The organism is Pseudomonas sp. Irchel s3f19 (assembly GCF_900187555.1).
GTDB lineage: Bacteria > Pseudomonadota > Gammaproteobacteria > Pseudomonadales > Pseudomonadaceae > Aquipseudomonas > Aquipseudomonas capeferrum.
Genome location: NZ_FYDW01000011.1, coordinates 79,450 through 92,013 on the forward strand (window position 1 = coordinate 79,450; position 12,564 = coordinate 92,013).

At 65.6% G+C, this 12,564-nt stretch carries 9 protein-coding genes; 8 read left to right on the forward strand and 1 reads right to left on the reverse strand.

Features of this window, described 5'->3' with window-relative positions; all coding sequences use genetic code 11:
• Positions 1–347: 347 nt before the first annotated feature.
• Genes CKW22_RS21480 through CKW22_RS21495 form a run of 4 tightly spaced genes read left to right on the forward strand, consistent with a single transcriptional unit; the run spans position 348 to position 5,945 of the window.
• Positions 348–2,258 (forward strand): sigma-54-dependent Fis family transcriptional regulator, encoded by a 1,911-nt coding sequence (locus CKW22_RS21480; RefSeq protein ID WP_033697607.1) that lies wholly within the window; start codon positions 348–350, stop codon positions 2,256–2,258.
• A 1-nt stretch (position 2,259) separates the two neighbouring features.
• The gene (locus tag CKW22_RS21485) at positions 2,260–3,993 is read left to right on the forward strand and encodes an ABC transporter ATP-binding protein (protein ID WP_033697608.1); all 1,734 of its coding nucleotides are present in this window, start codon (positions 2,260–2,262) and stop codon (positions 3,991–3,993) included.
• Positions 3,983–4,660 carry a S8 family serine peptidase gene (locus CKW22_RS21490; protein WP_033697609.1) on the forward strand — a complete coding sequence of 226 codons (678 nt, stop codon included), beginning with the start codon at positions 3,983–3,985 and terminating at the stop codon, positions 4,658–4,660. Before CKW22_RS21485 ends, CKW22_RS21490 begins: the two co-directional genes overlap by 11 nt.
• The gene (locus tag CKW22_RS21495; RefSeq protein WP_033697610.1) at positions 4,653–5,945 is read left to right on the forward strand and encodes an NAD(P)/FAD-dependent oxidoreductase; all 1,293 of its coding nucleotides are present in this window, start codon (positions 4,653–4,655) and stop codon (positions 5,943–5,945) included. Before CKW22_RS21490 ends, CKW22_RS21495 begins: the two co-directional genes overlap by 8 nt.
• 145 nt (positions 5,946–6,090) lie before the next feature.
• On the opposite strand, the gene CKW22_RS21500 is transcribed toward CKW22_RS21495, so the two are convergent.
• A complete protein-coding gene (locus tag CKW22_RS21500) occupies positions 6,091–7,584 on the reverse strand; it encodes an aldehyde dehydrogenase (RefSeq protein WP_033697611.1) in 1,494 nt (497 codons plus the stop codon).
• A 411-nt stretch (positions 7,585–7,995) separates the two neighbouring features.
• Between CKW22_RS21500 and peaA the strand changes: the two genes are divergently transcribed.
• Genes peaA through peaD form a run of 4 tightly spaced genes read left to right on the forward strand, consistent with a single transcriptional unit; the run spans position 7,996 to position 12,518 of the window.
• Complete coding sequence (gene peaA / locus CKW22_RS21505; RefSeq protein WP_047583358.1) at positions 7,996–9,561, forward strand: quinohemoprotein amine dehydrogenase subunit alpha; 1,566 nt, start codon at positions 7,996–7,998, stop codon at positions 9,559–9,561.
• A 47-nt stretch (positions 9,562–9,608) separates the two neighbouring features.
• Positions 9,609–11,039: a quinohemoprotein amine dehydrogenase maturation protein gene (gene peaB, locus CKW22_RS21510; protein ID WP_033697612.1), complete on the forward strand. Its 1,431-nt coding sequence runs from the start codon at positions 9,609–9,611 to the stop codon at positions 11,037–11,039.
• A gap of 1 nt (position 11,040) precedes the next feature.
• Positions 11,041–11,364, forward strand: a complete 324-nt coding sequence (qhpC, locus tag CKW22_RS21515; protein ID WP_008091708.1) for a quinohemoprotein amine dehydrogenase subunit gamma — start codon at positions 11,041–11,043, stop codon at positions 11,362–11,364.
• A gap of 32 nt (positions 11,365–11,396) precedes the next feature.
• On the forward strand, positions 11,397–12,518 hold the full coding sequence (gene peaD, locus CKW22_RS21520; RefSeq protein ID WP_047583337.1) for a quinohemoprotein amine dehydrogenase subunit beta: 1,122 nt from the start codon (positions 11,397–11,399) through the stop codon (positions 12,516–12,518).
• Positions 12,519–12,564: the final 46 nt, after the last annotated feature.

Sequence of the window (12,564 nt, forward strand, 5' to 3'; positions counted from 1 at the left end):
GGTAGGGGCTGAAGCAGCGTCAGTTTCGGGCCAGTTATTCCTGAGGTATCGGCGCGCGCCCCCCTGGCGCCCGCCTCAATATCGCGTCGTACAAACAAGGCAGTCGCGCGCAAATGCCACAGACCTCATTGGCCCGAAACAGATGTGGGAGCGGGCTTGCCCCGCGAAGCGCCGCGCGGGCGGCGCTCGATCTCGAGAGCGCTGAAGATCTCCCGCAATACCCCTGAAGGCCCCAACCCCAACCTCCCGACAGCAGCCTGATGACGCCAGCCCATTTCTCCCGCACACTGCGGAAAAATTCCCAAGCCCGTTCCCCTCTACCGTGCGGGGCGCAGCCGGAGTAGAAAATGGCGCGACAACAAATAACAAACGCCCAAGACCCACTACACGAATCCCGCCAGGCCCGGCTCAAGCTGGCCAGCGAAGGCGAGCTGCCGCTGGGCGTGCTGCGCGACGAAATCGACGCGTCCTGGCGCCGCAGCCTCGGCCATGGCCTGGACTGCCTGCAAGGCGAACAGGTTGGCCTGGGCCTTGAACAAGGCCACGACCTGCGCATGCTGCTGGAGCGCAACCGCCTGCTGGTCGATGCCGTCACCCCCGAACTGGACTACCTGGTCTCGCGCCAGGGCAAAGCGGGCATCATCATCCTCGGCGATGCCCAGGCCAATGTGCTGGCCATCGAAGGCCAGACCCACGTGCTCACCCGCGAAGGCCTGCGCGACCTGCACCCCGGCAGTTGCTGGAGCGAGTCCTTGCGCGGCACCAACGCCATCGGCACGGCCGTGGTGGAAGGGCGGCCGACCCTGATCAACTGTGGCGAACACTACCTCGATCGCCTCAGCCCGTTTTCCTGTACTTCGGTACCGCTGCGCGACCCGCGTGGCGAGGTGATCGGTGTGCTCGACATCACCCGCGAAGGGGTGATGGCGCAACCCCAGGACAGCCTGTCTACGCTGATGCTGGCTGCAGGCAATATCGAAAGCCGGCTGTTCGGCCTGTGCCACCCAGAGCAACTGGTACTGGCCTTCCACAGCCGTGCGCAGTACCTCAACAGTGCCTGGCACGGCCTCTTGGCGCTGAGCATGGACGGCGAAGTATTGGCAGCCAACGACAGTGCCTGCCAACTGCTGCAGGTGCCGCGCCAGCAACTGCTCGGCCGGCGTAGCAGCGAGCTGCTGGGTGAACGTTCACCCGCCTTCATCGCCCGGCTGTGGCAGGGCGCTGTAAGCAGTGTGCAGACGGCCAAGGGCGAATTCTTCTTCCGTGCTTTGCAACTGCCGCGCCATGGCCAACTGAGCGGCAGTGTGGCGGTGAGCAAACCGGTGCCGGCCACCCAGTCGCCTGCGCTGGAGGCTCTGGCCGGCGGCGACCCGCGTCTGGCGCGCAACCTGCGCATGGCCCGGCAAGGGCTGGGCAATGGCCTGCCGGTGCTGCTGCTGGGCGAGACCGGCACCGGCAAGGAAGTCGTCGCCCGCGCGCTGCATCAGGCCAGCCCACGGGCTGAAAAGCCATTTGTAGCGGTCAACTGCGCGGCCATTCCCGAAGGGCTGATCGAGTCTGAACTGTTCGGTTACCGCGAAGGGGCATTCACAGGTTCGCGCCGTGGCGGGATGGTCGGACGGCTGATGCAAGCCCATGGCGGCACGCTGTTCCTCGACGAGATCGGCGACATGCCGCTGGCCCTGCAGGCCAGGTTGTTGCGGGTCTTGCAGGAGCGCCGGGTGGCGCCGCTGGGCGCAGGCGACGAGCAGGACATCGATGTGGCACTGATCTGCGCCACCCACCGCGACCTCAAGCGTCTGGTGCTCGAACAGCATTTTCGCGAAGACCTCTACTACCGGGTCAACGGCGTATCGATGCGCTTGCCGGCCCTGCGCGAGCGTGATGACCTGGGCGGGATCATCCAGGGCCTGCTGGACAAGTTCGGCGCCAAAGGGGTGACCCTCGACCCGGCACTTGCCGCCTTGCTCGAAGGTTTCGACTGGCCGGGCAACATCCGCCAATTGGAGATGGTCTTGCGCACCGCGCTGGCCATGCGAGAGGACGGCGAGCAGGTGCTGACCCTCGATCACCTCACCGATTGCCTGCTGGATGAACTGGCCACGGGCACAACGCCGTCCGGCAGCCTCAAGGACAACGAACTGGACCTGATCCGCACTGCCCTGGGCCGCCACCAGGGCAATGTCTCGGCCGCCGCCGAGGCCCTGGGTATCAGCCGCGCGACGCTGTACCGCAAGCTCAAGCAGCTGCGTAGCTGACATGGGCGGCCTGTTCGCAAGGCTGGTAGAGACCAGCGACCCTGTACTCATGCGCCAGGCTCTGGCCTGGCTGTATGGTTTCGTGCGCCCCCATCGGCGCGCCATCGGCGTGTTGTTGGGCCTGTCCCTGGGCGCCTCGCTGCTGGCCCTGGCGCAACCCTGGCTGGTCAAGACCCTGATCGACGAAGGCCTGCTGGCCAAGGACTACCAGACGCTCTGGCACATGGCGGCGATCATGATCGGGGCGGGCCTGCTCGGCACCGTGCTGGCCGGGGTCAACCGCTACCTGCATACACGCTTGTCCGGGCGCATTCTGTTTGCCCTGCGCGACGACCTGTACCGCCACCTGCAGCAGTTGTCGCCGACCTTCTATGGGCGGCGGCGCCTCGGCGACATCCTCTCGCGGCTGGACGGCGACGTTGCCGAAATCCAGCGCTTTGCCGTCGACTCGCTGTTTTCGGCGGTGTCGGCCGTGATCGGCCTGGTCGGCGCAGTGGCCCTGATGCTGATGCTGTCCTGGCAGTTGTCGCTGCTGCTGGCACTGCTGATCCCGATCGAAGTGCTGTGGCTGCGCTGGATGCGGCGCAAGGTCGAGCGCGAGGTACGCAGCCTGCGCGAGCGCTCGGCGGACGTGTCGTCGTTCCTGGTCGAGACGCTGCCCGCCATGAAGTTCATCCAGGCGGCCGGCCAGCAGGGGCGGGAAGCCGGGCGCCTCGACCAGTTGGGCCAGGGCTACATGAGCCAGTTGCTCAAGGTCCAGGTGACCGAGTTCTTTACCCAGGCTATACCCGGCACGCTGACCTCGTGGTGCCGCGCCTGCGCCTTTCTGGTGGGCGGCTGGTGGGTGATCCAGGGCACCTGGCAGCTGGGCGCGCTGATCGCGTTTTCCACCTACATGGGCATGGCGGTGGGGCCGGTGCAAAGCCTGTTGGGCTTGTATGTGGCGGTGCAGCGCATGGCCGTGAGCCTGGGGCGGGTGATGGAACTCAAGCAGGAAGCCTTGGCCGTGCGCCAGGCGGATACGCCACGGCCGATACCCGACGGGCCAGGCGAGTTGCGCCTGGAAGCCTTGCACTTTGCCCATGACGGGCGCCAGGGCGCGGTGCTGAACAACCTGAATGTGTGCGTGCCGGGTGGCCTGAAGGTTGCCATCAGCGGCGCTTCGGGGGTTGGCAAGTCGACCCTGATCGACCTGCTGCAACGCTTCTACGACCCCGATGCCGGGCGCATCCTGCTGGACGGTACCGACCTGCGCGAGCTGGACCTGGCGGCGCTGCGTCGGCGCATCGCCGTGGTCAGCCAGGACATCGTGCTGTTCCGTGGCACCTTGGCGCAGAACCTCGCCTACGGGGTGCCCCAGGCCAGCCGCGCGGAGCTTGAACGGGTAGTGCGCCTGGCACGCCTGGACAGCCTGGTCGAAAGCCTGCCGTTGGGGCTGGACGGCTTGCTGGGCGAGCGCGGCCAGCAGTTGTCCGGCGGCCAGAAACAACGTATCGCCATTGCCCGCGCGGTGTTGCAGGCCCCGGCGATACTGGTGCTGGACGAGGCCACCTCGGCGGTGGACGAAGCGACTGAGCGGGAAGTGATCGCGGCCATCGACCAGTTGTTCGCTGGGAGCACCCGCATCCTGATCAGCCACCGTGCCTCGACCCTGGCCGATGCCGACCTGCACTTGCAGTTGCGTGACGGGCAGTTGCAGGTCTTGCCCCAGGAGGCCATCAGGCATGGGCACTGAGCTGCGGGTCGGGGTTATCGACAGTGGCTGCTCGTCGGCCCAGGCCGTGCAAGTGGTGGGCGCGCGGCGGTTCTGGCTGGAGCAAGGCCAGCTGCGCGAAGGTGAAACGCTGCCTGACCAGCTGGGGCACGGCAGCGCTGTCGTCGCGGGCTTGCTGCGTGAATCAGGCCCCGTTCCGCTGCTGGTGGCTCAGGTGTTCAACGCGCAGGCGAGCACCAGTGCGTTGCAGGTGGCGGCTGCGGTGTTATGGCTGGTGGAAGAGGGCGCGACACTGATCAACCTCAGCCTTGGCCTGCATCAGGACCGGCCGGTGCTGCATCAGGCCTGTGCCGAGGCCCAGGCCGCCGGCGTGCTGCTGTGCGCCTCCAGCCCGGCACAGGGCGGCGCGGTCTACCCGGCGAGCTACCCAGGCGTGATCCGCATGACCGGCGATGCCCGCTGTGCAGCGGGGCAGTGGTCGTGGCTCGGCAGCACCCAGGCCGACTTCGGTGGCGCTGTGGGCGCAGGCGGCCTGGCCGGTGCAAGCCTGGGCTGTGCGGCCTTGACCGGTCGGGTGGCGGCGTTGCTGCGGGAACGGCCGGGCCTGCAACGCCAGCAGGTGTTCGACTGGTTGCGCGCCCATGCCGCGTTCAATGGCCCTGAGCGGCGAGTTGCCGAAGATGTCTGAGCCACGCATCCTGGTGCTGGGCGCCGGCCCTGCAGGGGCGGCCACGGCCATCGGTTTGCGGCGCCTGGGCTACCCGGTCACGGTGGTCTCTGAATGGCGCCGCTTTGCTGCGGTCGAAGGCGTTTCACAACGGGTACTGGAAGGTTTGCGCCACGCAGGCCTTGGCGGCGCGCTGAGGCAGGCAGCGATGCCGGCAAGCCGGCAGGTGCGCTGGAACGGCCAGCACCTGCAGATGAACCAGGAGTTTCTGCTCGACAGGCAACGCTTTGACCGGGCACTGCGTGACGATTTGCTCAGTGCCGGCGTGACCGTGGTCGAGGGCCGGGTGCGTGAGGTGTCGCAACAAGACGGGCACCGTGTGCGCCTTGACGATGGCCAGGTACTGGCGGCGCAGTTTCTGGTCGAAGCCCGCGGCCGCCAGGCACCGCTAGCCGCCGACCGCCTGCGAGGGCCGGAGACGGTCAGCCTCCTCAACACCTGGCAAGGTCGCCCAGGCGTGCCGGCATCGGCGGTGGAAAGCCTGGAGGACGGCTGGGCGTGGATGGCCCGCCTGGAAGATGGCCGCTGCTACTGGCAGGTCACCCTGGACGCCGCAGGGCTGCCGGGCAAGGCGGCTTTGGCTGACTCTTGCGCCAACCGCCGACGGCACAGCGCGCTGGTGGCCGAGCTGTTCGATGAGCAGGCGCTGGCACCGGCGCAGGTACATGCGCGCAGCAGCACGGCGATCCTGGCGGGCGACTGTGCCGCAGAGAGCTGGCTGCGGGTGGGTGATGCGGCGATGGCGGTAGACCCCTTGTCGGGCAACGGCATTTTCCAGTCGCTGTCCTCGGCGCTGCAGGCGCCTGTGGTCATCAACACCCTGTTGCGCCGGCCCGAGCGGGCGGCGTTGGCGCTGCAGTTTCATCGGCAGCGGGTCGAGCAACTGTTCCTGCGCTTTGCCCGCATCGGTCGGGATTTCTATGCCCAGGAGCAAGGCCGGGCCGGGCAACCGTTCTGGGACGGTCGCCAGGGGTGGCCGGATGCACAACCGCTGCACACGGCCGCGGACTGGCAGGCGGTACGGGTGGCGCGGCGACCGGTACTGCGTGACGGGCTGGTGGACGAAGCCGAGGTGGTGGTGACGGCGGACCAGCCGCTTGGGGTCTGGCATTTGCAGGGCGTGGAACTGGCGCCGCTGGTACGCAGGTTGCAGGCTGGCCAGGCGCTAAATGCTGTGCTTGCGGGGCAGCCGCAGGAGCAGCAGATGTGGGTGCGGCGTTGGCTCGTTGAACAGGGCTATGGTTGAGAACCCGGGGGCGTTTCACGCCCCCACAATTGTTGTTTTTGCGCGGCCTGTGCCGGCCGCTTCGCGGGTGAACCCGCTGCCACAGGTACCCCACAGCTTTCGCGTTCAGTGGTGTACCTGTGCAAGGGCCGGTAGCGGCTGAAGGTCAGAGCTTGATCAACACCGACTTGAGTTCGGTGTAGTGCTCGATGGCCGCCGCACCCATTTCGCGGCCGACGCCGGACATCTTGTAGCCACCGAACGGCAGGGCAGGATCGAGCGCGCTGTGGCAGTTGACCCACACCGACCCGGACTTGATCCGCGGAATCATCCGATGCACCGCCCCCAGGTCGTTCGACCAGATGCTCGCCCCCAGCCCATAGGGGTTGTCGTTGGCCATGCCGATCACCTCGTCGATGTCATCGAACGGCATCGCCACCAGCACCGGCCCGAAGATTTCTTCCTGCACCAGGCGGTGGCGCTGATCGACATCGACGATGACGGTCGGCTTGACGAAGTACCCCGGCCCGAAGCTTTCGCCACCGCAGGCAATGGTTGCGCCCAGCTCGCGGCCGAGCTCGATGTAGCCGGTGACGCGGTCCTGCTGCTTGGCCGAGATCAGCGGGCCCATTTGCACCGCTGGGTCCAACCCGCTGCCGAGCTTCATGCCGTTGGCAATGCCGGCGATGTCGGCCACCACGTTGTCGAAGTGCTTGCGGTGCACGTACAGCCGCGAGCCTGCGCAGCACACCTGGCCCTGGTTGAAGAAGATTGCCGTGGCGGCGCCGGCGGCGGCTTCTTGCAGGTTGGCGTCGGGCATGACGATGGTCGGCGACTTGCCGCCGAGTTCCAGGGTGACGCGGGTCATGTTGTCCATGGCCGCCTTGCCGATCAGCTTGCCGACTTCGGTCGAGCCGGTGAAGGTCAGCTTGTCGACGCCCGGGTGGCGGCTGAGCGCCGCACCGGCATTCAGGCCGGTGCCGGTAATTACGTTGAGCACGCCGGCCGGGTAGCCGGCTTCGTCCACCAGTTCGGCCAGTTTGAGCGCGGTCAGTGGGGTTTCGTCGGCGGGCTTGAGCACCACCGTGCAGCCGGTGGCCAAGGCCGGGCCCAGCTTCCAGCAGGCCAGCAGCAGCGGGAAGTTCCAGGCGACGATGGCGCCCACCACGCCAACCGCCTCGCGGCGGACAAAGCCGTGGAACTGGTCGTTGGGCATCAACGGCATCGAAGCTTCGACGGTGCTACCCTCGATCTTGGTGGCCCAGCCGGCCATGTAGCGCAAGAAATCGATGGCCAACTGCACGTCCATGACCTTGGCCACGGCGGCGCTCTTACCGTTGTTCAGGCACTCAAGCTCAGCCAGTTGTTGCGCATCGCGCTCCATGAGGTCGGCCAGACGCCACAGCATGTTCTGGCGCTCTCGCGGGCGCAGGCGGCTCCACGGCGAATCGTCGAAGGCCTGGCGCGCGGCACGTACGGCGCGGTCGACATCTTCGGCGTCGGCGGCGGGCACTTCACCGAGCACCTCGCCAGTGGCCGGGTTGCGAAACGACAGGGTGCGCCCGCTGGCGGCGTCCTGCCAGTCGGCGCCGATGCGCATCTTCAGCTTGCGTTCGAGGAAGGCGCGGGTGGCGGGCAGGATGGGCAGTTCGGAAAGCATGGGGCAGTGCCTCTTGTCATTGGAATGTGAGAGGCGGTTGCGCAATGGCCGTGCCAAGGTCGCCGATCGGGTCCAAGGGCTTGAGGCGCTTGGGGTTTGCCGCCGTGCAAGGTTGCGATTGCAGGGTTGCGCTGTTGCACATTGAGACGCTGTGAGACGGTGGTGAAACACTGCCTGCACTGGCCTCTTCGCGGGGCAGGGCCCTGTCTCAACATGAAACACACTGTCGCGAAATGGCACGCTCCGACAAGGCTCAGGTTCGCCTTCACGACCGTTGTAAACCTACTAAGAGGCTGAAATTCAACACATTTGAAGCAGGTGGCACAGTTCCTGTATCGCCATAGTCACATGCACATCTGCTGTACCAAAGCGTGCAAAAACGATAAGAACAACAACCGTGGAGGTCTGACCTTGAAGACGACTCGACTCCGGCGGCATGCGGGCAAACTGGCGCTGGTCGCCGCCGCGCTGCTGAGCACCCAGGCCATGGCGGCCGAGCAGGGCCCGAGCCTGTTGCAAACCAAGTGCATGGGTTGCCATATCCCCGAGGGCAACGACAACTACAGCCGCATCAGCCATCAGCGCAAGACGCCCGAAGGCTGGCTGATGAGCATCGCCCGCATGCAGGTCATGCACGGCCTGCAGATCAGCGACGATGATCGGCGCACCCTGGTCAAGTACCTGGCCGACAAGCAGGGCCTGGCGCCCAGTGAAACCGACGGCGTGCGTTACGCCATGGAGCGCCGGCTGAACACGGTCGAGCACTTCGACCAACAGCTCAGTGAAACCTGTGGCCGTTGCCACTCCGGTGCCCGGGTCGCCTTGCAACGCCGCCCGGCCCAGGAATGGGAACACCTGGTCAACTTCCACCTCGGCCAATGGCCGTCCCTCGAATACCAGGCCCAGGCCCGCGATCGCGACTGGCTGGAAATCGCCCTCAAGCAAGTGGTGCCGGACCTGGCCAAGCGCTTCCCGCTCGACAGCCCGGCCTGGGCCCAATGGCAGCAGGCCCGGCCCAAGGCCGATGCGTTGCCAGGGCAGTGGGCGTTCAGCGGCCACATGTTGGCCAAAGGCGATGTACGCGGGGTGATGACTGTCAGCGCGGGGGAGGGCGACACCTTCAAGGTCGAGGTCAACGGCAGCTACGCCGACGGTACGCCGTTCACGGGCAGCGGCTCGGCGATTCTCTACAACGGCTATGAATGGCGCGGCAACGTGAAAGTCGGCGACAGCAACCTGCGCCAGGTATTCGCGGCGCTGGATGGCGAGATGAAAGGCCGCATGTTCGAGGCCGATCACGATGAGCGCGGCCTGGATTTCAGCGCCGTGAAAGCGGGCAAGGCACGCCTGCTGGCAGTGCAGCCGGCGTACATCAAGGTGGGTGCCGAGAGCGAGATCACCCTGGTCGGCAGCGGCCTGTCGGGCAAGCCGGAACTGGGCGCAGGTGTTGAAGTGACCGAAGTACTTGAGGCCACGCCGACCCTGATGCGGGTCAAGGCGCGCGCGGCGGCAGACGCCAAGCCAGGCCAGCGAGAAGTGGTGGTGGGCGCGCTCAAGGGCGTCAACCTGGCGGTGTACGACAAGGTCGACGAGGTCAAGGTGGTGCCGGCGTTCTCCATCGCCCGCATCGGCGAGAACGGCGCTTCGGTACCGAAGGTGCAAGGGCGTTTCGAAGCCGAAGCCTGGGGCAAGGACGCCAGCGGCCAGCCGCTGCGCATCGGTTACCTGCCGGCCAAGTGGAAGGTCGAGCCGTTCAACGAGCGTGCAGTCGAGGACGAGGACGTCAAGTTCGCCGGCCAGATGCAGGCCGACGGGGTCTTCGTGCCCGGCGGCGCAGGGCCTAACCCGGCACGCAAGATGATGACCAACAACGCGGGCAACCTGAAGGTCATTGCCACCCTGGCTGACGGCGGCCAGACCGGCGAGGGCCACATGATCGTCACCGTCCAACGCTGGAACAACCCGCCCTTGCCATAAGGCAGGTGTGAACGCGTTTTCCAACGGATCGATTATCGGAGGTCGCCATGGGCGCACAATTGAACCTGGTCGAACGCAACCTGCACGAAGTGCAGGTCGATGCCGACCGCATGCTGTTTCATATCCCAAGCAGCTCGCTGTTTGCCACTGACGCGGTAACCGGCGGCATCATCGACACCCTGCGCCAGCAAGGCTGCTCTGCCGAAGAGCTGATGCAGCGCCTCGGCCAGCAGTTTGCCGGCGTCGATATCGAAGAGACCCTGCGCGAGCTGATCGCCCTGGAAGTGGTCAGCGACGGCTCGCCACTGACGCCGGAAATCGCCCTCAAGCAGGTCGAGCGTACGGCGTTGAACACGGTGGTGCTCAACGTCAACACCGGCTGCAACCTCAGTTGCACCTACTGCTACAAGGAGGACCTGGACAAACCTTCGGCCGGCAAGAAGATGAGTACCGCCACCGCCGAGGCATCGGTGGAGATGCTGCTCAAGGAATCGCCCGACGAGCAACGCTACAGCGTGGTGTTCTTCGGCGGGGAGCCGTTGTCCAACCGGCCTTTGATCGAGCACATGGTGGCCTACTGCGAGCGGCGTTTTGCCGAGGCTGGCAAGCAGGTGGAGTTCATCATGACCACCAACGCCACCTTGCTGACCGAAGAGATCATCGACTGGCTCAACGCCCATCGCTTCGGCTTGTCGATCAGTATCGACGGGCCCAAGACCGTGCATGACCGCAACCGCATCACCGTGGGCGGGCAGGGCACCTACGACGTGGTGCGGCGCAAGGCCGAGATGCTGCTGTCGCGCTACAACAGCCGCCCGGTGGGGGCGCGGGTGACCCTGACCCGTGGCATCACCGATGTCGAGACCATCTGGCATCACCTGTTCAACGAGTTGGGCTTTGCAGAGGTCGGTTTCGCTCCGGTGACCTCCGGCGACCTGTCGGCGTTCAACCTCACCGGCGACGAGCTGGTGCAGGTGTTCGCCAATATGAAAACCCTGGGCCGACGCTACCTGGAAGCAGCGCTGGAGCACCGCAACATCGGCTTCTCCAACTTGCACCAGCTGATCACCGACATCCACGAAGGCCACAAGAAAGCCCTGCCATGCGGCGCCGGGTTGAAGATGCTGGCGGTAGACCACGAAGGCGAGCTGAACCTGTGCCACCGCTTCACCGGCTCCAGCCTGCCGACCTTTGGCAATGTGCACCAAGGCGTCAAACAAGCGCAGCTCAATGACTTCCTGTCGCAACGCCTGGACCGCAGCAACACGGGGTGCGAAAGCTGCCGTATCCGCAACCTGTGCTCCGGCGGCTGCTACCACGAAAGCTACGCACGCTACGGCGACCCGCAGCACCCCACCTACCACTACTGCGAACTGATGCGCGACTGGGTCGACTTCGGCATCGAAGTCTACAGCCGCATCATGGCCGCCAACCCGGCCTTCATCGACCGCTATATCACCCCGCGGAAGGCGCACTGACATGAAGCACTTGAAGCCCCTGAACAACAAGGCGCGCATCCTCGAACAGGCCGCTGCCGAAGACCGTGTTGAAGAGGTCATGGCGATGAGCGCGGTGGCGGGCTGTACCGCCACCACCGACCCGGGTTGGGAGGTGGACGCCTTCGGTGGCGTGAGCTCGCTGTGCCAGCCCATGGAGGCCGACCTCTATGGCTGTTCCGACCCCTGCTGGTGGCCGGCCCAGGTGCCGGACATGATGAGCACCTACCAGGACTGGAACGCCCAGGCGACCAACTCCCAGGACGACTGGCGCAACCTTGGCACCGTATTCCCGAAAGACAAGTGACCGGCCCAACAAGAATGACAAGGGGAAACCGCATGAAACCTGGACTCTGCGCGCAGCTCGCGCTCACCGTCGCCGCCACGGCCAGCGCCTGGGCGGTACAGGCTGACGACACCGGGCCGGCCTTGAAGGCTGGCCATGAATACCTGATCGTGACCAACTACCCGAACAACCTGCACGTGGTCGATGTGGCCACGGATGCGGTGTACAAGAGCTGCCGCATGCCTGACGCGTTCGGCCCGGGCACCGCGATGATGGCGCCCGACAACCGCACCGCCTATGTGCTCAACAACCATTACGGCGACCTCTACGGCATCGACCTGGACACCTGCAAGACCACCTTCCACGCCAGTTTGTCCAGTGTGCCCGGGGAGGTCGGCAAATCGATGTATTCCTTTGCCATCAGCCCGGACGGTAAAGAGGTGTATGCCACGGTCAACCCGACCCAGCGGCTGAACGATCACTATGTGGTCAAGCCGCCGCGCCTGGAGGTGTTCCGCACCGCCGATGGCCTCGATGCCAAACCTGCGCGTACCTTCCCGATGCCGCGCCAGGTGTACCTGATGCGCGCCGCCGACGATGGCAGCCTGTTCGTGGCCGGCCCGGACATCTACAAGATGGACGTGCAAACCGGCAGGTACGAGGTGGCATTGCCGTTGCGCAACTGGAACCGGCCCGGCTACAGCGCCCCGGACGTGCTGTATTTCTGGCCGCACCAGAGCGCCCGGCACGAGTTCTCGATGCTCTATACCATCGCCAAGTTCAAGGACGACAAGCAGGACCCGGCCACTGCCGAGCTGCTCTATGGTTACCTGAGTGTGGACCTGAAGACCGGCAAGACCCACACCCAGGAGTTTGCCGACCTGACCGAGCTGTACTTCACCGGGTTGCGTTCGCCGAAGGATCCGAACCAGATCTACGGTGTGCTCAACCGCCTGGCGCGGTATGACATCAAGGAACGCAAACTGATCAAGGCAGCTAACCTTGAGCACACCTATTACTGCGTGGCCTTCGACAAGAAGGGCGACAAGCTGTACCTGGGCGGCACCTTCAACGACCTGGCGGTGTTCGACCCGCAGACGCTGGAGAAAGTGAAGAACATCAAGCTGCCGGGTGGGGACATGTCGACCACTACGCCGCAAGTGTTTGTCAGGTAGGGCGGATAAACCCGCTCCCACAGGGCGTGCAGTACCTGTGGGGGCG